The sequence below is a fragment of the Curtobacterium sp. GD1 genome (assembly GCF_020882855.1).
Lineage (GTDB): Bacteria > Actinomycetota > Actinomycetes > Actinomycetales > Microbacteriaceae > Curtobacterium.
On sequence record NZ_JAFEVQ010000034.1, the window covers coordinates 1 to 26,455 of the forward strand.

Below are 26,455 nucleotides of genomic sequence, written 5' to 3' on the forward strand. Positions count from 1 at the left end.
CCCCGTCCGCGCGCCTGCCCGCCCCCGCCCGCGAAAGCGACAGGGTGCCGTCGAATCCTGACGGCACCCCGTCGCTTCCGCCCCAGGGACCGCGGCGCTCAGCGAGAGCGTGTCGCTCCGGCGGCACAGTCCGGGCCCGCCCCCGAGCCCGCCTCCGGGCCCGTCACGGCGGTCGGCATCCGGAAGAACGCGAGCTCCCACGCGGTCGACGCGCGGAACGCGCGCGTCATCGCACCGCGCTCGGCCGGCGTCGCCGCCGCGGCGAGCCGCTCGACCCGGGCCGTCGCGTCCGCGGAGGCCTCGGCGAACCCCGGGTCGCCGTACGCGCCGATCCAGTCCGCGAACGGGTGGTCCGACCCGACCGTGCCGATCTGCGTCCCGACCCACGCGTACACGCGGAAGCACGGCAGCACCGCAGCGGCGAGGACCCCGACGGACCCGGAGTCGGCAGCGGCCTGCAGGTGGGCGAGGTAGCCGGCGCAGACGGGGTGGACGGGGTCCTCGGCGTGCGTGCCGGCGAGGCGTCGGTGGTGCAGGTCGCGGGCCTCGTCGGCGCAGCCCTGGGCCGATGCCTGCCAGAACGCGGCCTCGGCCCCGGTCGTCCACGAGCCGAGCCGCGCCAGGTGCCGCTCGTACGCGCGGAGGTAGTGGACGTCCTGCGCCAGGTACGCGGCGAACACCTCGGGGTCGAGCGTCCCCGCGCGCATCCCGGCGAGGAAGTCGCACGCGATCGTCTCGTGCAGGACCTCGGCGACGTCGTCCCACCAGCGGTCGGTCCACCTCGGCTCCGGCCGCTCCGCACGCACGAGCGCGCCGTGGTCGACCGGACCGTTCCCGGTGCCGACGTGCAGGGCGTCGGCGCCGCGGAGGGCCGCGGTCAGCCAGCGCTTCGCCGTGCCGACGGCCAGTTCCCAGTCGCCGTCGCGGGCCGCGAGCGTCGCGATCGCACTCGACAGCGAGCACCCGGTGCCGTGCGTGTTCGTGGTCCGGACGCGTGGCGCGCTGAACGTCCGGAGCACCCCGTCGGGCCCGACGAGCACGTCGTCCGAGGTGTCGCCGTCGTCGTGGCCGCCCTTCGCGAGCACGAGCACGTCCCAGGTGCGGGCGATCGTGAGCGCCCGGTCCTCCGCGCTGTCCGGGGCCCGTCCGTCCAGGGTGGCCAGCTCGGCGAGCACCGCGAGTTCCGCCCGGTTCGGCGTCACGAGGTCGGCGAGCCCGAGCAGCGTCGTCATCGCCCGCGAGGCGTCCTCGTCGAGCAACCGGTCCCCGCTCGTCGCGACCATCACGGGGTCGACCACCACGACGGGCGGGCGGTGCTCGCGGAGCCACTCGGTCACGACCCGCACGACCTCGGCGGTGCCGAGCATCCCGACCTTCACGGCGTCGACCACGACGTCGTCCGACACCGCGTCGAGCTGTTCGCGCAGGAACGCGACGTCCGGCACGTGCACCGAACGCACCCCGTGCGTGTTCTGCGCGACGAGCGCGGTCACCACGCCCATGCCGTAGCCGTCGTGCGCCGCGATGGCCTTGAGGTCCGCCTGCATCCCCGCCCCACCCGTCGGGTCGGTCCCGGCGATGCTCAGGACGCGCGGGACGCTCATGCGTCCGCCCCGTGGTGCGTCGCGTCGGCCAGGAGGAACGGATCGCCACCACCCGACGGCCCTGCCTCCGCCCCGTGGTCGGGTCCAGGGCCCCACGCGGACACGAACGCCGCCGCGGCGGACCCGGGGTCGGCCGCCGCGCAGATGCCCGAGACGACCGCCACGCCCGCGGCACCGGCTGCCCGGAGCGGCAGGACGTCGTCGAGCGTCACCCCGCCGATCGCCACGCACGGCACGTCCGTCGCGCGTGCGAGCCGGCCGAACCCGTCGTGTCCGAGGGCCGGCGGGTGGTCCGCCTTCGTCGCGGTCGGGTGCACCACGCCGACCCCGAGCAGGTCGACGGTGCCGCGAGGGAGTGCGGCGACGGTGGCGAGGTGCTCCGGGGTGTTCGCGGTCAGCCCGACGTGTGCGTCCGTTCCGAGCAGGGCGCGAGCGGCGGTGACGGGGACGTCGGACTGGCCGAGGTGCACGCCCGCGACCCGGTGTCCGGCGTGCCGAGCGGCCAGGGCGACGTCCAACCGGTCGTCGACCACCACGGTCGCCCGGTCGCCCACGGCGTCGGCCACCGCGGCGGTCAGCGCCAGCAGGTCACGGGCCGAGGCGTCCTTGTCGCGCACCTGCACGATCCGCACCCCGCCGTGCACCGCGGCACGGACGACCCCGAGCACGCCGATGCCGTGCCGGTCCGACAGCGCCGGGTCGGTCACGAGGTACACGCCGAACCCACCGGCGCTCACGCGGCCACCGCCGGGGACTCCACGGTGATGCGCGCCGTGCGCACGACGTCGTCCGGCGAGAGCGACGCCAGGCGGTCGAGGAACAGCGGCTGGAACGTGCCCGGTCCGCCGGCCTCGCGCGCCGCGAGCTCGGCCGCGATCGTGTGCACCGCGGTCGCGGCGACCGCGGCCGCGCCCGGGTCCTCGGGGGAGACGGCGGTGAATGCGGCGACGACGGCACCGAGCGCGCAGCCGCCGCCGGTGATCCGCGTGAGCAGCTCCGTGCCGTTCGCGACCCGCACCACGCCGATGCCGGGCGCGACCAGCAGGTCGACCGGACCCGACACGGCCACCGCGGCCACTCGCTTCCCGTGCCCGCTCGGGCCGGACACGGCGTCGACCGCAGCCGCTCGCGCGTCGTCGGTGCCGACCGTGCTGTCGACGCCACGACCACCGGCCGAGGCGCCGAGCACCGCGAGCACCTCGGAGGCGTTGCCCCGCAGCACCGTCGGGCCGAGCGCCAGCAGGTCCCGGGCGAGGGCCGTCCGCACCGGCAGGGAGCCGACGGCGACCGGGTCGAGCACCCAGGGCGTGCCGGCGTCGACCGCTGCCGAGGCGGCTTCGAGCGACGCGGCCCGGGGTTCGGCGTGCGGCGTGCCGGTGTTCACCAGCAGGGCGTCGGCGACCCGGGCGAACGGCCCGGCCTCGGTGACGACGTCGACCATCGCGGCCGAGGCGCCGAGCGCGAGCAGCACGTTCGCGGTGACGTTCTGCACCACGGTGTTCGTGATGCAGTGCACCAGGGGACTCCGGGCGCGGACGGCCTCGAGGAGTTCGGCGGTGCGACGGGCCCAGTCGGGGGCGGGCGCAGCAGTGTGCATGGACGATCCCTTCGCGAGTACGAGCTCGAGCAGGTTCGACGGGTGTGATCTCAGCCGCTGGTTGCGGCACCCCGTGTCTCGACCGACACCGTACACGAGCGGCTCCGACGTCTCCGGTCACATGACGGGTCCCGTGTGACAGGGTTGACGGGTGCCAGACACCACGCCTCCCGGGCCGCCTCCCGGCCCCCGCGACCCCGGCGACGCCTGGGCGGTCGGCCCCGACGGCACCAAGGCCTGGGGGCGGTTCGGCGCGGCCGGACTCCTCGTCGACGACGGCTCCGGGCGCGTGCTCCTGCAGCACCGCGTCGAGTGGAGCCACCACGGCGGCACCTGGGGGATCCCGGGCGGAGCCCGCCACCTCGGCGAGGACGCCGTGACCGGGGCGCTCCGCGAGTCGGCGGAGGAAGCCGGCGTGCCCGAGGACGGCGTGGACCTCCGGCACACCGCCGTGCTGGACCTCGGGTTCTGGACGTACACGACGGTGGTGGGGCGCGCCTCCAGGGCCTTCGAACCGGTGATCGCGGACCGCGAGAGCCTCGAACTGGCCTGGGTGCCCGTCGGTGACGTCGAGGACCTGCCCCTGCACCCCGGGTTCGGGGCGTCGTGGCCGGCGCTGCGGGCACGGATCGAGACGACACCGCACGTCGTGGTGGACGCGGCGAACGTCGTCGGCAGTGTGCCGGACGGGTGGTGGAAGGACCGCGCGGGGGCTGCGTCGCGGCTGCTCGGGTCGGTGGGGGCGCTCGCCGCGGCGGGTGTGTCGGCCGAGGTGCTCGCGCTGCCGTTCGACCGGTGGTGGCCGCGGTGGACCGTGGTGCTCGAGGGTGCCGCGCGGGACGCCGTGGGCGCCGACGAGCCGGTGTCCGTCGTGCGCGCGCCGGGGTCGGGCGACGACGCCATCGTCGAGGCTGCCCGGGCCGCGGTGGACGCCGGGCACACGCCGGTCGTCGTGGTGACCGCCGACCGCGAGCTCCGGGCCCGCGTCGAGGAGCTCGGCGCCGCGGTGCACGGGCCGGCCTGGCTGCGCGACCAGTTCTGACCGCGCGCTCCCAGCTACGCGGGGATGTGCTTCCGCAACGACACCAGGATCGCCACCCACGACAGCACCCCGAGCCCGACGACCACCCACAGGATCGTCGGCACGGCCACGACGTTCGCCACCGCGGCGATGACCGCCGGCGCCAGGAACCCGGCGTACGCCGCCGCGTAGAACACCCCGGTGAGCCCGGCCAGGTCGCGTGTCCCCGCGATCCGCTGGACCTCGAGCAGGCTCGACACGAGCGCCAGCCCGATGCCGAGGCCGATCACGACGTTCGCCACGAGCCCGATCGCCACGGACTGCAGCTGGACCGCCACGACGACCACGGCGATGCCCGCGGTCATGAGCGCCACGGCGGTCAGCAGCCCGCGTGCCGACAGGAGCGAGGTGACCCGCCCGGCGAGGGGCTGCACGGCACTCGACACCCCGAGGGCGACGACGGTGGCGGCGGTGGCGAACACGAGCCCCCACGTGCCGGTCGCCCCGGCCAGCTTGGTCGGCAGGTACCCGTACCCGATCGCGGCGGACCCGAAGATCCACGGCGCGGCGACGAGCACGACCCGGGTGAACCGGCGGTGCCCGGCGCTCGGTACGGCGAGCTGCTTCCACCAGGGCCCGGGCAGACCGCCGGAGCGGCTCGTCTCCGGCGTGCGCCAGACGATCACGGCGAAGGGGACGGCGACGCAGATGTGCACGAGGAAGGGCAGGACCTCGGGGATCGGCCCCCACTGCGCGATGAGCCCGGCGACGAGGGCACCCGACGCCGACCCGAGGGTGAACGCCAGTGACGCCCGGCGTGCACCGGAACCGGCGTCGGCCGACGGGTCGAAGCGTCCCTGCGAGAGCTCCTTCACCCAGCTGTTGCCGACCGCCATCGCGATCCCGACGGTGACCCCGGAGAACAGGCGTCCGGCCATGAGGAACCCCGCGCCGAGCGGGCCGAACGCCAGCAGCCCGCTGCCGACGACGGCCGAGACGATCCCGGCGAGCATGAGCGGGCGGCGGCCGTGCCGGTCGGACAGGGACCCGGCGACGAGGAGTGCCGGCGCGAGTCCGAGCACGTACACGCCGAGGAAGACGTTCACGAGCAGCGACGAGTAGTGCGCGCGCTCCTCGTACATGAGCAGCAGGGGCGAGAACTGGTTCCCGCCCCACGAGCACACGAACACCGCGCCCCAGACGGCGACCCACGGCAGGACGCGGGCGTTCGGGACCGCGAGCGAGCCGGTGGTCGGGACGCTGCCGGTCGTGGCGCTCACAGGGCGCCCCGGTGCGACGCGACGTGGGCGCGGAGGACTTCGGCGTAGCGGAGGGCGTCGCCGGCTTCGAGCGCGGCGGCCAGTGCCCGGTGGTCTTCGAGGGACGCCTGCAACTGGGACGGCTGGAGCCGCATCAGGTGGTGCCGCAGCCGCTGCTGCCGGTCGCGCAGGGTCCGGGCGAACATGCCGGCGATCGCGTTCCGCGACGCCCCGATGACAGCACCGTGGAACTCCGCGTCGACCTCGATGAACCGGTCGACGTCGCCGGTCGTGACCGCCTGCTCCTGTTCCGCGAGCAACGCCTGGAGGAACGGGGTGACGTCCGCCACGCGCCCGTCGGTGACGACGCGGGTCGCCGCGGTCGACTCGATCGCCTCCCGCATCTCGAGCACGTCGGCCGCCTCGCTCGGGGACATCGGCCGGACGACGGCGCCCTTCCGGGACTCGAGGGTGAGCAGGTCCTCGGAGGCGAGACGCAGGAACGCCTCGTGCACGGGCGTCCGCGACACGCCGATCTCCTGGCAGAGCGCGTTCTCGCTGATCGCCGTGCCGCCGGGCAGGTCGCCGCGGATGATCGCGCGCTTCACGTGGTCGTAGGCCCGGTCGGACGCTGCCTGGGCGGTGGTGTTCGTGCTCGGGGTGCTCACGGTCGACGATCCTACCCCTTGCATGCAACGGTGCATGCGGTCGTGTCACGCGCTGTTCACACGTGGACCGCGACACCGGGGCGCACAGGCGGATACGCTGGGCCACCACGTCAACGGAGACGTACAACAGGAGGTTCCGATGGAGCGGATCACCAGGGCCGACGATCGCGTGCACCGCCCGGCAGGGCCGTGGACACCGACCGTGCACCGGCTGCTCGCCCACCTGCACGAACAGGGGTTCGTCGCAGCACCGGAACCGATCGAGCTCGGGCACACGCTCGAGACCGTCTCGTTCGTCCCCGGCGAAGCGGGAGAGTACCCGTGGACGGCCGACGTCGCGAGCGAGGCCGCCCTCGTCACGACCGCCCGGCTGCTGCGGCACTACCACGACGCCGCCGCCACCTTCACGCGCGACGACGACCGCGACGTCTGGTCCCAGGCGGAGCGGTACCCCGCCGAGACGATCGTGCACGGCGACTTCGCACCGTACAACTGCGTCTACGACGGCATCGCCGCGGTCGGGCTCATCGACTTCGACACCGCGCACCCCGGGCCACGGGTCTGGGACGTGGCCAGTGCCGTGTACCGGTTCGCACCGTTCACCACCGGCGTCGTCGAGGGGTCGACCGCGCCGTCGCTCGACGAACGGCTCGACCGTGCCGCCGAGTTCTGCCGCGCCTACGAGCTGGACGCCCGGTCGCGCGAGGTCCTCGCCGAGACGATCCTCGGCTCCCTCGTCGCGTTGGTCACGACCATGGAGACCGAGGCGGCGGCCGGGAACCCGAAGTTCGTCAGCGACCTGCAGCACGGGCACGCCGACCTCTACCGGGCCGACGTGGCGTACATCGAGCAGCACGCCGACGAGATCACCGCAGCCGTCGCCTGACCGCGACGGCGATGCTGGTGCCATGACGACCACACCGGCCCAGCTGCGCGCGATGCGCCTCGCCGCCCAGGGGGTCGCCGTGCCCGGGCTCGGGCCGACCCAGGTGGTGGAACGCATGCTCGCCGTCCAGGGGCAGGACCTCGGGCAGGTCACCTGGGCCATCGGCGTCCGCGCGCCCGGGTCCACGCGCGACGACGTCCGCGCCGCGTTCGACCGCGGCGAGGTCGTCCGTTCGTGGCCGATGCGCGGCACCCTCCACGCGATGCGCCCCGACGACCTCCGACTGCTGCTCTCCCTCACCGCCGATCGGACGATCCGCTCCATCGCGCGGCGTGCGACCGAGCTCGGCATCGACGACGACGTCCTCCGCACCGCCCGGGACGCCACGGCCGACGCACTGTCCGGCGGTCGGTCGCTCGTGCGCGACGACCTCTTCGACGTCTACCGAGGCGCCGGCATCGACCCGACGCGAGGGCTGGGGTACCACGTGCTGCTCCGCCTCGCGCTCGAGGGGATGGTCGCCTGGGGGCCCACCGCCCGCGTCGGCCAGGGGCTCGTGCTCCTCGACGAGTGGGCACCTGCGGCGGCCGACCTGCCCGACCGCGACGAGGCCCTGCGGCGGGTGTTGATCGGTCACCTGCGCGGGAGGGGCCCGGTGACCGAGGCCGACACCGCCTCGTGGACGAAGCTGCCGCTCGGCGACGTCCGACGTGCCCGAGCGGTGGCCGGTGACGCCGTGGAGGACCTCGGCGACGGACTCCTCGCCCTCGCCGACCGACCCGACCCCGGGGGTGTGCCGACCGGGCACCTCCTGCCCGGGTTCGACGAGTACCTCCTCGGGTACGCCGACCGCTCCGTCCAGCTCGACCCCGTGCACGCCGACCGGGTCGTCCCCGGCGCCAACGGCATGTTCCTGCCGATGGCCGTCGTGCGGGGTCGGGTCGTCGGGACCTGGAGCCGCACCGAGCGCACCCGCGACGTCCGGGTCACCGTCACGCCCTTCGAGCCGCTCGACGCCGGTGCGGTCCGCGCCCTCGAGGCCGCCGCCGACCGGTACGGATCGTTCCTCGCGGCCCCTGTCCCCTTCGCCGTCGCCTGACCATCCCGGTCCCGCACGCCGTCCGCGACACCGCACCGGTCGATCGACAGGTGCCTCGTCGCAGACCCGGTGCCGGCGCACCGGACCCGACCCGCGCCTCCAGGCAGCACCCAGCAGCCACGCGGCGGACTCCGACGCTCCCTCGGGTAATGTCGCAGGGCCATGACCGACAGCCCGGCCGACGCCACCCCGTACGAAGTCCTCGGCGTCCAAGCGACCGCCGACGACGACGAACTCCGCCGCGCCTACCGCCGCGCCGCCCGCGAGTCCCACCCCGACCTCGGCGGCGATGCCCGCCGCTTCCGCCAGGTCCAGATCGCCTGGGAACGCATCGGCACCCCCGCCGCACGCCGCGCCTACGACGCGGGATCCCAGCGCGGCAGCCAGCAGAGCGCATCCGGCCCGTCCGGTTCCTCCACCTGGAGGAGCGACACCGGCCGCGACGCCTACGCACCCCCGGCAGCGCGTCGCGATGCACGTCCGCGGGCCCGGTCCCACGGACACCCCGGCGGGCGATCGCGCGAGGTCTTCCTGCAGGCCGAGCGCGAGTGGGTCGGCCTCGGGGACCCCATCGAGGACCCCTACGACCCCACGCTCATCCGCTCCGCTCCCCGGCACATCCGACGGCTGCTGGCCGAGGCGCTCGCCGAGGAGGCGACCGCGTCGATCGTCTCCGAGATGGGCATCGGCGTGACGGTCTGGCACGACCTCGACGCCGGGGCCGAGGGCAAGCTCGACCACGCGGTCCTCACCCCGAGCGGCCTGTGGGCCGTCGAGTCGATCGACTGGGGCGCCCCGGTCCGCGTCGAGCACGGCGAGATCACGGGGGAGACCCTGGCACCGGGGGAGCGCCCCGTGAAGGAGCTCGTCCGTGCCGCCCGCGCCGTGCAGAAGCAGACCCGGGTGCGGTTCACCGGCCGGCTGCTCGTGGTGCCGGACTCCGCGGTGGACGAGGACGTGCAGGTCGTCGGCTCGCCCCGGAAGCCCACGGCGCTCGTCGTCCGCCGGAGTGCGCTCGGGCAGGTGCTGAACGGCGTGTTCTCGCCCGAGGGGAGCGTCGACGTGTTCGAGGTCCGCGACCGCCTGCAGCAGACCGTCCGCTTCGTCTGATGGCGTTGGCGGGGCGGCGGGGTCAGTAGCCGCGGAGCTTCTCGAGGTCGCGGCGCTCCCGCTTGCTCGGACGTCCGGCGCCGCGGTCGCGCATCGGGACGAAGCCGGCCTCCTCCTTGGGGAGCCGCGGCGGGGTCTTGTCCTCGAAGTGCTTCGCGGCCTCGGGTGCGCTCGTCCGCTTGAGGATGATCCCCGTGACGACGACGATCCGGTCGAACCCGTTCTGCCGGACCCGGACCTCGTCCCCGGGGCCGATCGGCTGCGCGGGCTTCGCACGCTCCCCGTTCACCCGGACGTGGCCGGCCTTGCACGCGGCGGTCGCGGCGGAGCGGGTCTTCGTGATCCGCACCGCCCAGATCCAGCTGTCCACGCGTGCCTTGGCCATCCCCACACTCTAGGCGCGCCCTACGCTGGGGGCGTGGAGGGCACCGGTCAGGACGCGATCGCGCGGGCGCTGGCGCTCGGGGTCCTCCGGGACGCCGCGGTCGGGGACCGCCTGGTCGTCCGGGCGCACCACGGCGGGGGAGCGCAGGACGCGCTCGGGGTGCTCGTCGCCCGGACCGCGTCGTCCGTGACGATCGACACCCGCCGGGGCCCGGTCGAGGTGGCGCTCGCCGACGTCGTCGCCGCGAAGCCGGTCCCGCCGCCGCCCGCGCCACGCCCGCGCCGTCCCTGAGTCCGCCGGTCCGACCTCGCGCGCACCGGAAGCGCGCGCGCCCGGCGAGCCGCCACCGCCCCCGCACCGGCCCCGACGTAGCCTCGTGCCATGGCCGTCCCCGTCCCACTCGGCACCGAGGACCGCACCGCCCGCCTGACCCTCCGCCGCCCCGACGCGTGGCGCCGTGAGGACTCGGCCCAGGCGGACCTGCGCGTCACCGGCGACGACGTCGTGCTCACCGTCCGATCCCGTCCGAGCGACCGGACCGTCGCGGAGGAGCACACGAGTCTGCTCGAACGCCTCCCCGGTTCGGTCGAGGGGCTCCGACTCATCGGCTCGGATCCTTGGACGACCGCGGGAGCGCCGGCGCGCCTCGTCGAGTACGTCCGGCCCGACGAGGGCGGCGACGTCGCGGGAGCGCACCTGCTCTTCGTCACCGGACGGCACCGCGTCGACCTCACCATCGAGCGGCCCCTCGCCCGGATGCTCGCCACCGACGACCTCGTGTTCGCCGTGCTCGACAGCGTCCGCGCCACCGAACCCGCACCGTCGCGGGTGCAGCGCGACCTCGAGGCCCTGCCGGAGCCCGCACCCGCCGCCGACCTCGAGGGCACCCACCTCGGCTCCGAGGCCCTCGCCACCCTGCGCTCGCTCGCCGGCCGTCGCTGGAACCCCACGCTCCTCCGCACGCCCGCCGGACGCGAGCTCATCGAGTCCGGCCTGGTCGGCCGGCTCGGCACCCTGCCCGAGTCGACGCAGGCGCTCCTCGCACCGTGGGAGGGCGATGCCCAACCCGTCACCCTGGAACAGCGGCTGCCCGACGGGCGTACCACGCGCCTCCAGGCCTGGTCGGAGACCGTCGTGGACGGGACGGACGAGACGGGCGCGGTGATCGCCCAGCTGCCGGTCGAGCGCGTGGTCGCGCTCGTGGCCGGGAGGCTCGGCATCGGTCCGGCATGGACCTTCCCGTTCCGCACGGGGGCGCTCCGGGCGGACCTGCTCGGGCGCCGGACCTCCGGGGCGGACGCGGCCCCCGACCTGCCGACGGCGATCGCCGAGGCGGACCCGCGGCTCGCGCGCTTCTGGGCGGCTCCGTGGACGGTGTCGTCGCTGCGGCGGCCCGGCAAGCCGAACCCGATCGTCGTCGTGCACGCGGCGGGGCAGGGCTTCGCGCGCGTCGGACGCACGGAAGCCGGGGAGACCGTCGTCACGACGGACTCCCCGGCGAACGTGTACCGGTCGGTGGTGCGGGCGCTGCTCGGCTGAGCCGCTTTCGGCTCGCCGTTCCCGTTCTTCCCGCTACGCGGCGGGGCCGGCGGTGAGGGTGACCGTGACGGTCTTCGCGGCACCGGTGCTGTCGGTGTACCCGACCGTCACCTTGTCCCCGACCGAGTGCGACTGGATCGCCGAGGTCAGCGCGTCCGAGCTCGCCACGGCCGTGCCGTCGATGCTCGTGATGGTGTCGCCGGCGGCGAGACCGGCCGACGCGGCGCCGGAGCCCTCGACCGTGCCGGCGACCGCGACGCCGCCCGTCGAGGCCGTCCCGCTGACCTCGACCCCGAGGAACGCCGGCAGTCCGATGGTGATCGTCGACGACGACTCACCCGCGAGGATCTTGTCCGCGATCGACTTCGCCGTGGTGATCGGGATCGCGTACCCGGTGACGTCCGCCGTGCCCGAGGACGCCGCGGTGGCCATGCCGACGACCTCGCCCTCGCTGTCGAGCACCGGACCGCCCGAGTCGCCCGAGACGATGTCCGCCGCGACCTCGATGAGTCCCTGCAGCGACTCGGTGCCCGTGCCCGACTCGCTCTGCACCTGGATGTCCTGGTCGGTCGCGGTCACGGTGCCCTCGGCGGCGACGAGGTTGCCCGTGCCCTCGGCGTTGCCGACGTCGGTCACGGTGTCGCCGGTGCTCGGCTCGCCGTCGTCGTCGAGCGTCACCGTGGACAGGCCCGACGCGCCCTCGAGCTTGAGGACCGCGACGTCGTGGGTGGCATCCGTCCCGACGACGTCCGCCTTGTACTCCTTGCCGGTCGTCTCGTCGGTGACCGTGATGCTCGTCGCGCCCTGGATGACGTGGTTGTTCGTGAGGATCGTGCCGTTCGAGGTGAGGATCATGCCCGTGCCGGCCGCCTGGGACGACTCGTCGTAGTTGAGGACCGTGTTGATCGTCACGACGCCCTTCTTCTGGGCGCTCGTCGCCGCGGTCGCCGCGGACTCGGTGCTCGTGCCGCTGCTGCCGTCGCTCGACCCGCTGCCGGTGCCGTCGCCCGGCACCGTGAAGCCGTTCGTGCCGCTGCCGTCGGACCCGGTGCCGGAACCCGTGCCGGTGTCCGGCAACGTCGTGCCCTGCGACTGGCTCGAGGTCGTGGTCGTGTGCTGCGAGGACAGTCCGAGCGCGGTCCCGCCCGCCGCACCGACGATCGCCAGGGCCGCGATGCCGGAGCCGATCATCAGGCCCAGTCGCCGGGGCCGCTTCGTGGCGTGGTTCGCTGCGGCGGCGCCGTGCACCCAGCCGTGCTGGAACCCGGGGAGCGACGGGCTGCCGATCAGGAACGGGCCGCGGCCGTCCGGGGTGTAGCCGTAGGGGCCGGAGCCGTCGGGCCCGTAGAGGAACGGGCCGCTGCCGTCGAACGCGTAGGCCGAGCGGAGGGTCGACGGGTCGGCGTGCGGTGCCTCCCACGTCGCCCCGGCCTGCGGCTGCGCGGCGTCGGTGCGGGCGGTGCCGTTCTCGTCGGCGGCGGGGTTCGGGGTCTCGTTCATCAGTGCTCTCCGGTCGTCCCTCGGCTGCCCGGTCGGGCGTCGATGGGTACGAGTACAGGCCCGGTTCCCATGACGAGCCTATGAACGGACCCTGCGGCTGCTCACGGCTTGCTCGGGGGTCGCCGTACGACGTCGTCCGTTAGGGTTGCCTTACTTCCCATGCGTTCGCCGTCGCCCACCCCTCCTGCGCCCAGCTCCGTGTCCCGCCTCGTCGGCGCCACCGTGCTGGCGGTGGTCGTCCTCGTCGTGGCGGTGGCGCTCTCGGTGGCCTTCGGCTCCCGTCCGATCCCGCTCGGCACCGTGCTCGACACCGTCCTGCACCCCGGACGGAACGACGAGATCGGCCTGATCGTGCTCGGCAACCGCGTGCCCCGCACCGTCGTCGGACTCCTCGCCGGGTCCGCGCTCGGGGTCGCCGGCGCCGTCATGCAGGGCGTCACCCGGAACCCGCTCGCCGATCCGAGCGTCCTCGGCATCAACTCCGGGGCCGCGCTCGCGGTCGTCGCCGGGATCGCGCTGTTCGGCGTCAGCGGCACCGCCGCGTACCTGCCGTTCGCCTTCCTCGGGGCCGCCCTCGCCGCGCTCCTCGTGTACGGCATCGCCGCAGTGGCCCGTCGGGGGCTGTCGCCCGTCGGACTCGCCCTGTCCGGGGCCGTCGTCGCCGCTGCACTGTCCTCGATCACCACGGCGGTGCTCGTGACGAGCCAGAGCCTCCTCGACCAGCTGCGCTTCTGGCAGGTCGGAGCGCTGGCTGGCAAGGACCTCGGCACCGCCGGGGTGATCACGGTGCCGGTGCTCGTCGGACTCGTCATCGCCTTCGCCCTCGGCCGGTCGCTCAACACGCTCGCGCTCGGTGACGAGCTCGCCGCGTCGCTCGGGCAGCGCGTCGTGCTCGTGCGCGCCGTCGGGGGAGTCGTCACCGTGCTCCTCGCCGGATCGGCCGTCGCGGCGGCCGGGCCGATCGCGTTCATCGGGCTCGCCGTGCCGCACGCCGTCCGTCGGTTGAGCGGGTCGGACCACCGGTGGACGATCCTGCTGTCGGCCATCGTCGCGCCGGCGCTGCTGCTCGTCGCCGACGTGATCGGCCGCGTCGTGGCGTACCCGGGGGAGCTGCAGGTCGGGATCGTCACGGCACTCATCGGCGCGCCGGTGTTCATCTGGCTCGTGCGGTCGCGGGCGGTGAAGGGCCTGTGACCGCCGTGCGCCGCGAGTGGCTCGTGCTCGGCGCCGTCCTCGTCCTGCTCGTCGCCCTCGTGCTCGTCGGGCTCGGCGTCGGCGAGATCCCGCTCTCACCCGTACAGGTCGCGAGCGCGCTCGTCGGGCACGGCGACACCGTCTCGGACTTCGTGATCGGGCAGCTCCGTGGCCCACGGGTCGCCGGCGCGATCCTCGTGGGGGCGTCGCTCGGCGTGGCCGGGGGCATCGTGCAGAGCGTCGTCCGGAACCCCATCGCGAGTCCGGACGTCATCGGCATCACCTCGGGTGCGAGCGCCTCGGGCCTGACCGCCATCGTCCTGTTCGGCGCGAGCGGTGGGACCCTGTTCTCGGTGGTGCTCGTCGGTGCGGTCCTCGTCTCCCTCGTCATCGCCGGACTCGCGTGGCGTCGGGGGATCACCGGCAACCGGGTCGTCCTCGTGGGCATCGGCGTCGCGGCGATCTGCCTGAGCATCACCGGGTGGATGCTCACGAGCGGCACGGTCACCCAGGCCGGCACCGCGCTGCTCTGGCTCTCCGGCAGCCTGAACGCCGTCGACCGGAACCTCGTCGGGGTGCTCGCCGTCGTCTTCGTCGTGTTCACGGCGCTCGCCCTCCTGCAGTCCTCGCGGCTCACCGTGCTGACCCTCGGCGACGAGGTGGCCTCGGCGCTCGGGCTCCGGCCGAACCGCGCGAAGGTGCTGCTCCTGCTGACCGCCGTGTGCCTGACCGCCGCCGCCGTGGCCACCGCGGGACCGGTGTCGTTCGTCGCGCTGATGGCGGCCCCCATCGCCCGGAGGCTCGTCGGGGGCGGACGGGTCGCCATCGGGTCGACCGCCGCCGTCGGCGCCGCGATCACGCTGGCGAGCGACCTCATCGCGCAGTTCGCGATCCCGGGGAACGCGCTGCCCGTCGGTGTGGTGACCGGGGTCATCGGGGCGCCCTACCTGCTGTGGCTGCTCGCGCGCGGGCGCTGACGCATCCGTGTTCCCGGGACGTTCGCTGTACGCGTTCTGCCGAGTTGTCCCCAGCCCCGTTCGGGGCTCCCGTTCGGCCGCTCGTTTCCGATACGCTGGTGCGCCAAGAGGAGGAGGTCCACGATGCCAGAACCAGTGGTCCCGCAGCCGGACGGTCAGAAGACCCCTGAGCAGCGGCTGGTCGACACCACACTGACCTTCAGCATGGACATGGGGGCGGCGCTCACTGCCGAGTCCGGTGTGTCCGCCGAAGAACGTGAAGCGATCAACGCGCTGCCCTCCGGGTCGGCGCTGCTCGTGGTCCGTCGCGGGCCGAACGTCGGTGCGCGGTTCCTCCTCGACTCGGACGTCACCACGGCGGGGCGCCACCCCGACGCCGACATCTTCCTCGACGACGTCACCGTGTCGCGCAAGCACGCGCAGTTCCTCCGCCACGGCACGAGCTTCAGCGTGAAGGACAACGGGTCGCTCAACGGCACGTACTTCGACGGCGTCCGCATCGACGAAGCACTCCTCACAGACGGGTCCGAAGTGCAGGTCGGCAAGTTCCGCCTGACCTTCTACGCCTCCCGGGTCGACCTGGCGCGCCTGGCGACCGCGTAGTGGCCGCACGGTCCGCCGCGGCCCGGGCGGGGTCCGCGGTCCCGGACCTGCTCACGATCGGGCAGGTCCTCGCACGCCTCAAGCCGGAGTTCCCGGACCTGTCGAGCTCGAAGCTCCGGTTCCTCGAAGAGCGCGAGCTGGTCACCCCGATCCGCACCGCGAGCGGCTACCGGAAGTTCTCGGCGGCCGACGTCGAGCGGCTCCGGGTCGTCCTCGGGCTGCAGCGCGACCACTACCTCCCGCTCAAGGTCATCAAGGACTACCTGGCCGACCTCGACGCCGGGCGTGAACCGGTCCTCCCCGGGGGCGGCGACGCGCCGAAGCCGTCCATCCTCGGCCGTGAGCGGCGCTACACCCGCGACGAGACGGTCCGGGCTGCCGGTGCCTCGCCGATGCTCCTCGCCGACGCGGTCTCGGCGTCGCTGCTGCCCGCCGCCGACACGTACGGCGACGACGGGGTCTCGGTGCTCAAGGCCCTCGTGGAACTCCAGCGCACCGGGATCGAACCGCGACACCTCCGTACGATGCGCAGCGTCGCCGAGCGCGAGGTCGGGCTCATCGAGTCCGCGCTCATGCCGGTGTCCCGCCGCGGTGACGCCACGTCACGGGCGAAGGCGACCGAGCTCGCGCGCGAGATCGCCGGCCACCTCGAGGTGATCCGGTCGAACCTCATCCGCACGGCGATCGGGCGTCTCGACGCATGACGCGCGTCGTGGCTCGTCCCTCCTCGACCGCTGGTGCGCGTCGGTGGGTGGGGCGTATCCTCGACACGCCGGACGCGCCGAGTCGGATGTCCCGCGCCGGAGCGGTCCGAGTCGCTACCGTGGACCTCGGAACAACTCTCAACCCGTCATTGAACGTTCAGTTGGGAGCTCGATCGTCGTGGAAGGCAGCCTGATGAGTGGGAACGACACCCCCGGCACCGAGTCGGAGATGACCCGGTACGACCTCGGGCTGCTCTTCACCGACGGTCTGCCCGAGCACGACGAGCAGAACGGGTACCGCGGTACCGTCGCTGCTCGTGCTGCCGGCATCTCCTACCGCCAGCTCGACTACTGGGCCCGCACCGAGCTCGTCGAGCCGACGATCCGCGGGGCCGCGGGCTCCGGGTCGCAGCGGCTGTACGGCTTCCGCGACATCCTCGTGCTCAAGCTCGTGAAGCGCCTGCTCGACACGGGCATCTCCCTCCAGCAGATCCGCACCGCCGTGAACCAGCTGCGCGAGTCCGGCGTCTCGGACCTGGCGCAGACGACGCTCATGTCGGACGGTGCCTCGGTGTACCTCTGCACCTCCGACGACGAGGTCATCGACCTGGTGTCGCGGGGTCAGGGCGTGTTCGGCATCGCGGTGGGCAAGGTCCTGCGCGAAGTCGAGTCCTCGCTGGTCGAGCTCGACGCGACGCCAGCGGCCGACCCCGACGACGAGCTCGCCGCCCGCCGGGCTTCCCGCGCTTCCTAGTCCCGCGCGGCGCCGAGCGGGCAAAATACGTCACGCTCGGCGACGCACAGCGGCCGTTCGTGCCCACTCGGCGAGCGGTCCACGGCGTGTTCTGCCCGTTCGGCGGACGGCTGGCCCCATGTCCGTCCGCACGGAGCCTGCCGGGGAACGTCACTCGGCGGACGGCCCGCAGCGTGTTCCGCCCGTTCGGCGGAGGTCCGGCGGCGTGTTCCGCCCGATCAGCGGACGTACCCGCGGCGGGTTCCGCCCGCTCGGTGGACGTGCCCGCGGCGTGTACCGCCCACGCGGTACGTGCCGGAGGTGTGCGGCGGGGCGGAGGCGAGCCGCGCCTCCTGGCGGTCGACGGAGGGATGAATCGACGCGCCGTGCACGACCCACCGGAGCCGAGCTGCGGGTTCGCCGGCGAGCGGTCGGGACACGCCGCGTGCCGGATGCCGAGCGGTCGAGAACGGCCGGTCCGGCCGCCCGAGCGTGACGGAAAAGGTCCGCTCGGCGAAGCCGAACGGGCCGAGCCCCAGGGGCGCGACGCGCCCTAGGCCGCGCCGCCCTCGGCGTACGGGCCGATCTTGCCCGTGCGCATGATGCGCTCGAGCAGCTGGTCGAAGTTCTTCGCCATCTCCTGCGCCGACTCACCCGGCCACACGTGCAGGGGCTTCGCCGCACCCTGCGCCTGCTGCAGCGAGGTCCGCTCGGGCAGCTGCGGCGAGAGCACGAGCGGGCCGAACATGTCCCGGAGCTCCTTGATGCGGAACTGGTGCTCGAGCGACTGCACGCGGGCACGGTTCACGATGATGCCGAGCGGCTGCAGGCGGGGGGAGAGCCCGCGACGGATCTCCTCGATCGCGCGGAGGGCCCGGTCGGCAGCGGCCACCGAGAAGAGTCCGGGCTCGGTGACGACGGTCACACGGTCGGACGCAGCCCACGCGGTGCGGGTGAGGGCGTTCAGCGACGGCGCGCAGTCGATGAGGACGAGGTCGTAGTCCTGCTCGACGTTCGCGAGGGCCTCTTCGAGCTTCCAGATGTCGCGGATGGACGGGTGCGGCCCGTCGAAGTTGATGGCCGAGGGCGATCCGACCATGACGTCGATCTTGCCCTGGGAGCCCTTCGTCCACCCCGAGGGGGCGATCGCCTGACGGACGATCTTCTCCTTCGGGTTCTCGAGGACGTCCGCCACGTTGAGGTGGCCGGAGATGTTGATGTCGAGGCCGGTCGAGACGTCCGACTGCGGGTCGAGATCCACCACCAGCGTGCGCAGTCCCTTGGCGAACGCGGCCGAAGTCAGGCCGAGCGTCACCGTCGTCTTGCCGACACCACCCTTGAGGGAGCTCACGCTGAGTACATGCACGGTGAGCAACGTTACCGCCAGTAGGGTTGTCTCACCTCAACCCGGGCTGAAAGGGACCTCGTGTTCAGCAAGATCCTGGTCGCCAATCGTGGCGAGATCGCCATCCGTGCCTTCCGGGCCGCGTACGAGCTGGGGGCGAAGACCGTCGCCGTCTACCCGTACGAGGACCGCAACTCCCTGCACCGCCTCAAGGCGGACGAGGCCTACCTGATCGGCGAGCGCGGACATCCCGTCCGTGCCTACCTGGACGTCTCCGAGATCGTGCGTGTCGCTCGCGAGTCGGGTGCCGACGCGATCTACCCGGGCTACGGCTTCCTGTCCGAGAACCCGGAGCTCGCCGCCGCTGCCGCCGCCGCGGGCATCACGTTCATCGGCCCGGGTGAGCACGTGCTCGAGATGGCGGGCAACAAGGTCACCGCGAAGGAACACGCGGTCGCGGCCGGTGTCCCGGTCCTCGCGAGCACCCCGGCGAGCCGCGACATCGAGGAACTCCTCGCCGGCGCGGACGCCATCGGGTTCCCGGTGTTCGCGAAGGCCGTCGCCGGTGGCGGCGGCCGTGGCATGCGCCGGGTGGAGACGAAGCCCGAGCTGCGTGCGGCCCTCGAAGAGGCGATGCGCGAGGCCGACAGCGCCTTCGGCGACCCGACGATGTTCCTCGAGCAGGCCGTCATCCGTCCGCGCCACATCGAGGTGCAGATCCTCGCCGACGCCACCGGCACCGACGCGGGCACGATCCACCTCTTCGAGCGCGACTGCTCGGTCCAGCGCCGGAACCAGAAGGTCGTCGAGATCGCGCCGGCGCCGAACCTCGACCCGGCGATCGCGCAGGCGCTGCACCGCGACGCCGTCGCCTTCGCCCGGTCGATCGGGTACGTGAACGCCGGCACGGTGGAGTTCCTGCTCGACACCGAGGGCGAGCGTGCGGGCCAGCACGTCTTCATCGAGATGAACCCGCGCATCCAGGTCGAGCACACCGTCACCGAAGAGGTCACGGACGTCGACCTCGTCCAGTCGCAGATGCGCATCGCCGCCGGGCAGACCCTCGGCGACCTCGGCCTGTCGCAGGACAGCGTCCGCGTGCACGGCGCAGCCCTGCAGACACGCATCACCACCGAGGACCCGACGCAGGGCTTCCGCCCGGACACCGGTCGCATCACGACCTACCGCAGCCCGGGTGGCGCGGGCGTCCGCCTCGACGGCGGCACGGTCGCCACCGGCGCGCAGATCAGCCCGCACTTCGACTCGATGCTCGCGAAGATGACCTGCCGCGGGCGGGACTTCCCGGCGGCGGTGGCCCGGGCGAAGCGCGCCCTCGCGGAGTTCCGCATCCGGGGCGTCTCGACGAACATCCCGTTCCTGCAGGCCGTGCTCGAGGACCCCGACTTCGACCGCGGCGACATCTCGACGAAGTTCATCGAGGAGCGCCCGCAGCTGTTCGGCGGCCACGTCTCGAAGGACCGCGGCACGAAGGTGCTGAACTGGCTCGCCGACGTCACGGTGAACAAGCCGAACGGCGAGCGTCGCCCGCAGACCGTCGAGCCGAGCGAGAAGCTGCCGACGATCGACCTCGGCGCCCCGGTCCCCGAGGGGCAGCGCGACCGCCTCCGACTGCTGGGTCCGGCCGAGTGGGCGAAGGCGCTCCGTGGCCAGACCGAGCTCGCCGTCACCGAGACGACGATGCGCGACGCCCACCAGTCGCTCCTCGCGACCCGTGTGCGCACGAAGGACCTCGTCGCGGTCGCCCCGTACGTCGCCCGACTCACGCCGCAGCTGCTCAGCGTCGAGGCCTGGGGCGGTGCCACCTACGACGTGGCGCTCCGCTTCCTCGGCGAGGACCCGTGGGAGCGGCTCGCCTCGCTGCGCGAGGCGATGCCGAACATCCCGATCCAGATGCTCCTCCGCGGACGCAACACCGTCGGCTACACGCCGTACCCGACCGAGGTGACGGACGCGTTCGTGGCCGAGGCGGCCGCGACGGGTGTCGACGTGTTCCGCGTGTTCGACGCGCTCAACGACGTCAGCCAGTTGCGTCCGGCCCTGGAGGCGGTGCTCGCCACCGACACGGCCGTCGCCGAAGCGGCGCTCTGCTACACCGCCGACCTCCTCGACCCGTCCGAGGACCTCTACACGCTCGACTACTACCTCCGCCTCGCGGAGCAGATGGTCGAGGCCGGTGCGCACGTCATCGGTATCAAGGACATGGCCGGCCTGCTCCGCGCCGGCGCGGCCGAGCGGCTCGTCACCGCCCTGCGGGAGCGCTTCGACCAGCCGGTGCACGTGCACACGCACGACACCGCGGGCGGACAGCTCGCGACGCTCCTCGCCGCGGCCCGTGCCGGTGCCGACGCGGTGGACGTCGCCGCCGCGCCGATGGCCGGCACGACCAGCCAGCCGAGCATGTCCGCGCTCGTCGCCGCCCTGGCGCACACCGAGCGCGACACGGGGCTCTCCCTCGACGCCGTCGGCGACCTCGAGCCGTACTGGGAAGCGGTGCGGCGTGCGTACGCCCCGTTCGAGTCGGGCCTGCCGGGTCCGACGGGCCGCGTGTACAAGCACGAGATCCCCGGCGGTCAGCTGTCGAACCTCCGCCAGCAGGCCATCGCGCTCGGGCTCGGCGACCGCTTCGAGCAGGTCGAGGACTGGTACGCCGAGGCGAACCGGATCCTCGGCCGCCCCACGAAGGTCACGCCGTCGTCGAAGGTCGTCGGGGACCTCGCGCTGCAGCTGGCCGCGGTGGACGCCGACCCGGTCGACTTCGAGCAGAACCCGCAGAAGTACGACATCCCGGACTCCGTCGTCGGCTTCATGGCCGGCGAACTCGGCGACCTGCCCGGTGGCTGGCCAGAGCCCTTCCGGTCGAAGGTCCTCGCGGGCCGCGACGTCCGGCTCGAGATCACGCCGGTGCCGGACGCCGAGCGCGCACACCTGGACACCCCCGGTCCCGAACGGCGACAGGCCCTCAACCGCCTGCTCTTCCCGCAGCCGACGCAGCAGTTCGAGCGCGTCCGCGAGCAGTACGGCGACCTGTCCGTCGTGCCGACCGTCGACTACCTGTACGGCCTGCGCCCCGAGCAGGAGCACGTCGTGCCGCTCGGCAAGGGCGTGGACCTGTTCGTCGGGCTCGAGGCGATCGGCGAGGCCGACGCGCGCGGCGTCCGCACGGTCATGGCGACGATGAACGGGCAGCTCCGCCCGGTGTACGTCCGCGACCGCTCGATCGAGGTCGAGACCAAGGCCGCCGAGCAGGCGGACAAGACCGACCCGAAGCACGTCGCGGCACCGTTCTCCGGTGTCGTGACGCTCAAGGTCGCCGTCGGTGACGTCGTCGAGGCCGGACAGGCCGTGGCGAGCATCGAGGCGATGAAGATGGAAGCGGCCATCACGGCACCCGTCGCAGGGACCGTCGGCCGACTCGCGATCCCGGTGACCCAGCAGGTGGACGCCGGCGACCTCCTGGTGGTGCTGCAGTAAATTGACCGTCCGTCCCATCCGCCTGTTCGGCGACCCCGTCCTCCGGTCCCCGGCCGACCCGATCCGTGCAGACGCCCTCGGCAGCGCGGGCATCCGCGACCTCGTGCAGGACCTGGTCGACACCGTCAAGGAGCCCGGCCGCGCCGGCGTCGCCGCTCCCCAGATCGGTGTCGGTCTGCGCGCCTTCTCGTACAACGTCGACGGCGAGGTCGGCTACGTGCTCAACCCCGAGATCGTCGAGGTGTCGGGGGAGCCGGAGCTCATGGACGAGGGCTGCCTCTCCGTCCCCGGCCTGTCGTACCCCACGCGCCGGTACCCGTACGCGAAGGTCCGCGGCGTCGACGTCGACGGGGCCGAGGTCGTGCTCGAGGGCACCGGGCTCATGGCCGAGGCGCTCCAGCACGAGGTGGACCACCTCGACGGCACCGTCTACGTGATGACGCTCGACCCGGAGATCCGCCGCCAGGCGCTCCGCGACATCCGCGCGCAGGACTGGTTCCACTAGTCCTCCGAAGTGCCCACCCTCGGTCGGGCGGCACCCTGACTCGGGGGTGAGGTGCGTGCGCACTCCTGGGTACGGTGACCGCGTCGACCAGGGGAGCACCATGACACAGGGACCAGCCCGCCGCGCCGTCGTCGCCGTCCTCGGCGTCCTCGCCGTCGCCGCGGCCACCGCCGTCGGTCCGGCCACCACCGCGCCGGCCGAAGCCGCCACCGCGACCGCGACCGCGAACGTGCCGACCTACACCGAGTCGCCCGATTACGCCACCGAGACCTTCGGCGACCCCTGGGACTACAGCAACACCGCCGACCAGAACACCGACCGCGTCGGCTACGGCCGCTACTCGATCAGCAAGGGCCACCTGATCGGCACCCTCGAGCGCTCCACCTACTTCTCCCCGGTCGAGACCATGCCCGGCACGCTGCCCTACGGCCGCGACGGCGCCCTCCACCCGATCGACACGAAGCGCTACACGCACCTCTCCGTCTCGATGGACCAGCCGTACGCCGGCCGGCAGATCGCGATCAGCTGGTTCACCTGCGCAGCACGATCGCTCAGCTGCATGGGCGGCGTGACGGCGAAGGTCGAGAAGGGGAACCACGTCGTGGACGTCGACCTCACCGGGAAGTCCGTCATGGGCGGGCACGTCCCCTGGACCGGTTCGAAGCCGACGCTGCTCCGTGTGCAGCCGATCGTCGTCCACACCGGCGAGAGCCCGAGCGGGAAGGTCAGCATCGACTGGACCCGGCTCCACGGCGGGTCCGCCCCGCAGGACGCCCTGCCGGCGGGCGACTACGGCACCTTCCGGGTCGTCGCCCGACCGATCGCGGTCGTGGACAGCCCGAACCCCGACCAGGGCAAGGACCTCGCCGCCGTCCAGCGCGGGCGCTCCTGGGTCCTGACGAACGGCGTCGCCGGGCGCGGCGTCACGCTGAAGAACGCCCGGTTCCGCAGCTGGAGCTCCGTCGGCCTCACTGCGCAGAACGCCGGACCGATCGTGCGCGACCCCGAGGTCGTGTTCCCGGTGTCGGCCTTCGACGGCAAGCAGTACCACTGGCTGTCCTGGTCGATGTCGTACGACGGCGCCTACGACCTCCGCAACGCCCCCGGCGGCGGGAAGATGGCGCGCCTGGTGTGGTCGGTCCGCGGCGCGAAGGGCCTGCAGGTCAGCAACGACGTCCTGACCTTCTCCGGCGCCAACGCCACCCCGGTCGGCCCGAACGAGTCCGGCGAGAACCGCATCGACCTGGCGGCGACGAACCCCCTCGACGAGACGATGCAGAAGGGCAGCCCCGGGTGGAAGCAGGTCGTCACGAGCCTCCGCTGGGACCCGAACGAGGACCGCGGCGCCGCCGTGTGGCACCTCAAGTCGTTCCACCTCCGCGCGGACCCGGCAGCCAACGGGTGGACGCGCATCGGCTTCCACGACGCCGCCTGGACCGCCGGGACGACCGCGAAGGTCACCGTGACGCGCGACGGCACGACGACGAAGCGCGTGCTGGTGGACGGCGCGGCCGTGGCGAAGGGTGCGAACAGCGTGCCGTTCGTCCTCGGCACGCTGCCGGCGGGGAGCTACCACGCGACCGTCACGCTCCGGCACCCGGACGGCTCGACCGCGACGAGCACCTCCGCGGCGCCCGTGCGGATGTCGGCGGCCCCGGTGGGCGCCCACGACCCGCGCGGGCACGACCAGGCACCGGCGGCCACCGCGACGGGGGTCACGGTCGCGGGCTGGGCCTACGACCCGGACACGACCCGGCCGCTGACGATCCGCGTCGCCGAGGCCGGGCGGGTCCTCGCGACCGGCACGACCGGCCTCACCCGGAACGACGTCCGGAAGGTGCACCCGGACGCACCGATCGGCTCCGGCTACCGCTTCGCTGTCCCGCTGGCGAGCGGGTCGCACACCCTCTGCACGACCGCCGTCGGCGCCGGCTCGGGCATGCCCGAGACCGACCTCGGATGCCGGACCGTCCGCGTTCCGTGAACGCCGTGGTGACACCCCAACGCGGGATTGTCGCTTTGTCCTGACGAAGAGGTACCGTATCGCCGTCGGCTTCCCACCGACACCGTTTCCCACACCCCCAGGACATCCCCATGACCGCACAGAACGACGAGCTCAGCTCGCACCGCACCCGCACCAACCGTCGCCCCACCGAGGTCCAGGTCACGACCTCCTCGACGGCCGTCCTCGACGCTCCGGAGACGCAGCAGCCGCAGGAGCGCTGAGCGAACGGGCGGACGCGACCACGGGTCGCGCCCCGCGCGCAGGGTGACGCACAGGAGGCGCGGTGCCGGTCCACGGGACCGGCACCGCGCCTCCTGGCACGCGTCGCGGACCTAGCCCCGGCGGCGGCGACCCTCGACGACGGGCGTCGCGGTGGTCTGCACCTTCGACCCCGAGTAGATGTGCTCGACGTCGGCGGCGAAGTCCTTCAGGACGACCGCACGCTTGATCGTCAGCTTCGGCGTGAGGTGCCCCGACGCCTCGGTGAGGTCGGTGTCGAGCACCGTGAACGACCGGACCGACTCGGCACGTGAGACGCGCTGGTTGGCGGCGTCGATCGCCTCCTGCACGGCCTGGTGGACCCGCTCGTCGTAGGCGGCCTCGTGCGCGGTGAGCGCCGGGGTGATCCCGCGCGTCTCGCACCATCCGGCGAGCATGTCCCGGTCGAGCGTGACGAGGGCGGCGACGAAGGGCTTGCCCTCGCCGACGACGACGACCTGGCCGATGAGCGGGTGCTCGCGGATGCCGTCCTCGAGCGGTGCCGGTGCGACGTTCTTGCCGCTGGCGGTGACGATGAGCTCCTTGGCGCGGCCGGTCACGGTGAGGACGCCGTCGGTGTCGAGCCGGCCGAGGTCGCCGGTCCGGAACCAGCCGTCGACGAGGGCCTTCGCGGTGGCCTCGTCGTTCCGCCAGTAGCGGTCGAAGACGTCGACGCCGCGGATGAGGATCTCGTCGTCCTCGGCGATCCGGATCTCGACGCCCGGGAGCGCGCGGCCGACACTGCCGATCCGGAGCTCCCCGGCTCGATTCACGGTCGCTGGGGCGGTGGTCTCGGTGAGGCCGTACCCCTCGAGGATGAGCACCCCGATCGACCGGAAGAAGTGCGACAGCCGCGGGGAGAGCGGTGCCGAGCCGCTCACGGCGTAGCGGACGCGGCCGCCCATCGCGTCGCGGAGCTTGGCGTAGACGAGCCGGTCGAAGAGCTTGAACCGGAGGGCGAGTCCGAGCGGGACCTTCCCGCTCGCGAGGGCCTCGGAGTGCGCGACCGCGGTCTTCGCGGCGGCGCGGAAGATCCGCCCCTTGCCGCCGAGGTCGGCCTTCTGCTCGGCAGAGTTGTAGATCTTCTCGAACACGCGCGGGACGGCGAGCAGGAACGACGGCTTGAACGTCGACACCGCGTGCATGAGGTCCTTCGTGTCCGGCTCGTGGCCGACGAGGACGCCCGCGGAGACGGACATCACCGCGATGAACCGGGCGAAGACGTGGGCCATCGGGATGAACAGCAGCGTCGAGGCGTCGTCGGCGACGACCTCGGGCATCGCCTCCGACGCGCCCTCCACGGTGGCGGTGAAGTTGTCGTGCCGGAGCACGCAGCCCTTCGGCCGGCCCGTCGTCCCCGAGGTGTAGATGATCGTGGCGTCGTCGTGGCCGTGCACGTCGACGGTGCGGGCGTCGAGCTCGGCGTCGGTGACGTCCTCGCCGAGGCGGACGAGGTCGTCGAGCCCGCCGCCGTCGATCGTCCAGTGCTGGCCGAGGTGCGGCAGGTCCGGTGCGATCGACGCGACACGGCGGGCGTGCTCCTCCTGCTCGACGACGATCGCGACGGCCTCGGAGTCGGAGAGGATCCAGCGCACCTGGTCGGGGGAGCTGGTCTCGTAGACCGGGATCGAGACGAGGCCGGCGGTCCACACGGCGAAGTCGACGAGCGTCCACTCGAGGCGGGTGCGCGACAGGATCGCCACGTGCGCGCCGGGCTCGAGGCCTGCGGCGACGAAGCCCTTCGCGATCCCGCGGACCCGACGTTCGACGTCGGCCGCGCTGATCGGGGTCCAGGTGTCGCCGCGGCGCTCGGCGAGGATCGGACGGTCCGGTGTCGCCCGCGCCCGCTCGGAGAGCAGTCGGGCAGCCGAGCCGTGGTCGGGTGCGGTGATCGGTGTTGGGTGCCGCTGATCGTTCACGGTGACTCCCTTGTCGGCCGGTTCGATTCGAGTGCGCCTCATCGTCGAGGCG

Annotated in this window: 24 protein-coding genes and 1 riboswitch; of the genes, 15 read left to right on the plus strand and 9 right to left on the minus strand. The window is 73.3% G+C overall.

What is annotated here, in order from left to right; translation table 11 throughout:
- Window positions 1-98 precede the first annotated feature (98 nt).
- The 3 genes from thiD to thiM form a co-directional block, all read right to left on the minus strand.
- Window positions 99-1,604 carry a bifunctional hydroxymethylpyrimidine kinase/phosphomethylpyrimidine kinase gene (gene thiD / locus JSX79_RS15690; RefSeq protein WP_229087051.1) on the minus strand — a complete coding sequence of 502 codons (1,506 nt, stop codon included), beginning with the start codon at window positions 1,602-1,604 and terminating at the stop codon, window positions 99-101.
- Window positions 1,601-2,341: a thiamine phosphate synthase gene (thiE, locus tag JSX79_RS15695; protein ID WP_071301852.1), complete on the minus strand. Its 741-nt coding sequence runs from the start codon at window positions 2,339-2,341 to the stop codon at window positions 1,601-1,603. The genes thiD and thiE overlap by 4 nt, the downstream gene beginning before the upstream one ends.
- Window positions 2,338-3,201 carry a hydroxyethylthiazole kinase gene (gene thiM, locus JSX79_RS15700; protein WP_229087052.1) on the minus strand — a complete coding sequence of 288 codons (864 nt, stop codon included), beginning with the start codon at window positions 3,199-3,201 and terminating at the stop codon, window positions 2,338-2,340. The genes thiE and thiM overlap by 4 nt, the downstream gene beginning before the upstream one ends.
- Window positions 3,190-3,285, minus strand: a riboswitch (TPP riboswitch). (Overlaps the previous gene by 12 nt.)
- Before the next feature lie 67 nt (window positions 3,286-3,352).
- Between thiM and JSX79_RS15705 the strand changes: the two genes are divergently transcribed.
- On the plus strand, window positions 3,353-4,243 hold the full coding sequence (locus tag JSX79_RS15705; protein ID WP_071301853.1) for an NUDIX domain-containing protein: 891 nt from the start codon (window positions 3,353-3,355) through the stop codon (window positions 4,241-4,243).
- A 14-nt stretch (window positions 4,244-4,257) separates the two neighbouring features.
- Here the strand turns inward: JSX79_RS15705 and JSX79_RS15710 are convergent, their stop codons facing one another.
- Both JSX79_RS15710 and JSX79_RS15715 read right to left on the minus strand, forming a co-directional pair.
- The gene (locus tag JSX79_RS15710) at window positions 4,258-5,502 is read right to left on the minus strand and encodes an MFS transporter (protein WP_229087054.1); all 1,245 of its coding nucleotides are present in this window, start codon (window positions 5,500-5,502) and stop codon (window positions 4,258-4,260) included.
- Window positions 5,499-6,149 (minus strand): GntR family transcriptional regulator, encoded by a 651-nt coding sequence (locus JSX79_RS15715; RefSeq protein ID WP_229087056.1) that lies wholly within the window; start codon window positions 6,147-6,149, stop codon window positions 5,499-5,501. Before JSX79_RS15715 ends, JSX79_RS15710 begins: the two co-directional genes overlap by 4 nt.
- A gap of 139 nt (window positions 6,150-6,288) precedes the next feature.
- Here JSX79_RS15715 and JSX79_RS15720 point away from each other — a divergent pair, with 139 nt between their 5' ends.
- The 3 genes from JSX79_RS15720 (at window position 6,289) to JSX79_RS15730 (ending at window position 9,244) form a co-directional block, all read left to right on the plus strand.
- A complete protein-coding gene (locus JSX79_RS15720) occupies window positions 6,289-7,035 on the plus strand; it encodes a phosphotransferase enzyme family protein (protein ID WP_070418627.1) in 747 nt (248 codons plus the stop codon).
- Between the two features lie 22 nt (window positions 7,036-7,057).
- A complete protein-coding gene (locus JSX79_RS15725; RefSeq protein ID WP_229087059.1) occupies window positions 7,058-8,134 on the plus strand; it encodes a winged helix DNA-binding domain-containing protein in 1,077 nt (358 codons plus the stop codon).
- A 162-nt stretch (window positions 8,135-8,296) separates the two neighbouring features.
- A complete protein-coding gene (locus JSX79_RS15730; RefSeq protein WP_229087061.1) occupies window positions 8,297-9,244 on the plus strand; it encodes a DnaJ domain-containing protein in 948 nt (315 codons plus the stop codon).
- 22 nt (window positions 9,245-9,266) lie between these two features.
- On the opposite strand, the gene JSX79_RS15735 is transcribed toward JSX79_RS15730, so the two are convergent.
- Window positions 9,267-9,629 carry an RNA-binding S4 domain-containing protein gene (locus JSX79_RS15735; protein ID WP_070418630.1) on the minus strand — a complete coding sequence of 121 codons (363 nt, stop codon included), beginning with the start codon at window positions 9,627-9,629 and terminating at the stop codon, window positions 9,267-9,269.
- 33 nt (window positions 9,630-9,662) lie between these two features.
- Between JSX79_RS15735 and JSX79_RS15740 the strand changes: the two genes are divergently transcribed.
- Together JSX79_RS15740 and JSX79_RS15745 are read left to right on the plus strand one after the other, a co-directional pair.
- Window positions 9,663-9,920 carry a hypothetical protein gene (locus JSX79_RS15740; protein ID WP_229087063.1) on the plus strand — a complete coding sequence of 86 codons (258 nt, stop codon included), beginning with the start codon at window positions 9,663-9,665 and terminating at the stop codon, window positions 9,918-9,920.
- A gap of 90 nt (window positions 9,921-10,010) precedes the next feature.
- Window positions 10,011-11,168, plus strand: a complete 1,158-nt coding sequence (locus JSX79_RS15745) for a hypothetical protein (RefSeq protein WP_229087069.1) — start codon at window positions 10,011-10,013, stop codon at window positions 11,166-11,168.
- Window positions 11,169-11,201: 33 nt separating this feature from the next.
- Here the strand turns inward: JSX79_RS15745 and JSX79_RS15750 are convergent, their stop codons facing one another.
- Entirely contained in the window at window positions 11,202-12,668 is a 1,467-nt protein-coding gene (locus JSX79_RS15750; protein WP_229087070.1) for a S1C family serine protease, read from the minus strand.
- Between the two features lie 198 nt (window positions 12,669-12,866).
- Here JSX79_RS15750 and JSX79_RS15755 point away from each other — a divergent pair, with 198 nt between their 5' ends.
- The 5 genes from JSX79_RS15755 to JSX79_RS15775 all read left to right on the plus strand — a co-directional run bounded on the left by JSX79_RS15755 (window position 12,867) and on the right by JSX79_RS15775 (window position 16,900).
- Window positions 12,867-13,862, plus strand: coding sequence for an iron ABC transporter permease (locus tag JSX79_RS15755; protein ID WP_229087071.1), 996 nt, complete (start codon window positions 12,867-12,869; stop codon window positions 13,860-13,862).
- Window positions 13,859-14,839, plus strand: a complete 981-nt coding sequence (locus JSX79_RS15760) for an iron chelate uptake ABC transporter family permease subunit (protein WP_229087073.1) — start codon at window positions 13,859-13,861, stop codon at window positions 14,837-14,839. The genes JSX79_RS15755 and JSX79_RS15760 overlap by 4 nt, the downstream gene beginning before the upstream one ends.
- Window positions 14,840-14,962: 123 nt before the next feature.
- Window positions 14,963-15,442 carry an FHA domain-containing protein gene (locus JSX79_RS15765; RefSeq protein WP_071294956.1) on the plus strand — a complete coding sequence of 160 codons (480 nt, stop codon included), beginning with the start codon at window positions 14,963-14,965 and terminating at the stop codon, window positions 15,440-15,442.
- The gene (locus JSX79_RS15770; RefSeq protein ID WP_071301860.1) at window positions 15,442-16,146 is read left to right on the plus strand and encodes a MerR family transcriptional regulator; all 705 of its coding nucleotides are present in this window, start codon (window positions 15,442-15,444) and stop codon (window positions 16,144-16,146) included. The genes JSX79_RS15765 and JSX79_RS15770 overlap by 1 nt, the downstream gene beginning before the upstream one ends.
- A 193-nt stretch (window positions 16,147-16,339) precedes the next feature.
- The gene (locus JSX79_RS15775) at window positions 16,340-16,900 is read left to right on the plus strand and encodes a MerR family transcriptional regulator (RefSeq protein ID WP_070418635.1); all 561 of its coding nucleotides are present in this window, start codon (window positions 16,340-16,342) and stop codon (window positions 16,898-16,900) included.
- A gap of 532 nt (window positions 16,901-17,432) precedes the next feature.
- Here JSX79_RS15775 and JSX79_RS15780 read toward each other — a convergent pair.
- Entirely contained in the window at window positions 17,433-18,245 is an 813-nt protein-coding gene (locus tag JSX79_RS15780) for a ParA family protein (protein WP_070418636.1), read from the minus strand.
- A gap of 60 nt (window positions 18,246-18,305) precedes the next feature.
- Here JSX79_RS15780 and JSX79_RS15785 point away from each other — a divergent pair, with 60 nt between their 5' ends.
- From JSX79_RS15785 to JSX79_RS18435, 4 genes are all read left to right on the plus strand, one after another.
- A complete protein-coding gene (locus tag JSX79_RS15785) occupies window positions 18,306-21,716 on the plus strand; it encodes a pyruvate carboxylase (protein WP_229087075.1) in 3,411 nt (1,136 codons plus the stop codon).
- Between the two features lies 1 nt (window position 21,717).
- Window positions 21,718-22,221 (plus strand): peptide deformylase, encoded by a 504-nt coding sequence (locus tag JSX79_RS15790; RefSeq protein ID WP_229087076.1) that lies wholly within the window; start codon window positions 21,718-21,720, stop codon window positions 22,219-22,221.
- Window positions 22,222-22,321: 100 nt separating this feature from the next.
- A complete protein-coding gene (locus JSX79_RS15795; RefSeq protein WP_229087077.1) occupies window positions 22,322-24,205 on the plus strand; it encodes a hypothetical protein in 1,884 nt (627 codons plus the stop codon).
- Between the two features lie 110 nt (window positions 24,206-24,315).
- On the plus strand, window positions 24,316-24,447 hold the full coding sequence (locus tag JSX79_RS18435; protein WP_258027649.1) for a hypothetical protein: 132 nt from the start codon (window positions 24,316-24,318) through the stop codon (window positions 24,445-24,447).
- Window positions 24,448-24,558: 111 nt separating this feature from the next.
- On the opposite strand, the gene JSX79_RS15800 is transcribed toward JSX79_RS18435, so the two are convergent.
- A complete protein-coding gene (locus tag JSX79_RS15800) occupies window positions 24,559-26,403 on the minus strand; it encodes a long-chain fatty acid--CoA ligase (protein ID WP_229087078.1) in 1,845 nt (614 codons plus the stop codon).
- Window positions 26,404-26,455 lie beyond the last annotated feature (52 nt).

Coding starts and splice junctions, on each gene's coding strand:
- thiD (WP_229087051.1), bottom strand. CDS start 1,604: ATGAGCGTCCCGCGCGTCCTGAGCATCGCCGGGACCGACCCGACGGGT.
- thiM (WP_229087052.1), bottom strand. CDS start 3,201: ATGCACACTGCTGCGCCCGCCCCCGACTGGGCCCGTCGCACCGCCGAA.
- JSX79_RS15720 (WP_070418627.1), top strand. CDS start 6,289: ATGGAGCGGATCACCAGGGCCGACGATCGCGTGCACCGCCCGGCAGGG.
- JSX79_RS15725 (WP_229087059.1), top strand. CDS start 7,058: ATGACGACCACACCGGCCCAGCTGCGCGCGATGCGCCTCGCCGCCCAG.
- JSX79_RS15730 (WP_229087061.1), top strand. CDS start 8,297: ATGACCGACAGCCCGGCCGACGCCACCCCGTACGAAGTCCTCGGCGTC.
- JSX79_RS15735 (WP_070418630.1), bottom strand. CDS start 9,629: ATGGCCAAGGCACGCGTGGACAGCTGGATCTGGGCGGTGCGGATCACG.
- JSX79_RS15745 (WP_229087069.1), top strand. CDS start 10,011: ATGGCCGTCCCCGTCCCACTCGGCACCGAGGACCGCACCGCCCGCCTG.
- JSX79_RS15750 (WP_229087070.1), bottom strand. CDS start 12,668: ATGAACGAGACCCCGAACCCCGCCGCCGACGAGAACGGCACCGCCCGC.
- JSX79_RS15765 (WP_071294956.1), top strand. CDS start 14,963: ATGCCAGAACCAGTGGTCCCGCAGCCGGACGGTCAGAAGACCCCTGAG.
- JSX79_RS15775 (WP_070418635.1), top strand. CDS start 16,340: ATGAGTGGGAACGACACCCCCGGCACCGAGTCGGAGATGACCCGGTAC.
- JSX79_RS15795 (WP_229087077.1), top strand. CDS start 22,322: ATGACACAGGGACCAGCCCGCCGCGCCGTCGTCGCCGTCCTCGGCGTC.
- JSX79_RS18435 (WP_258027649.1), top strand. CDS start 24,316: ATGACCGCACAGAACGACGAGCTCAGCTCGCACCGCACCCGCACCAAC.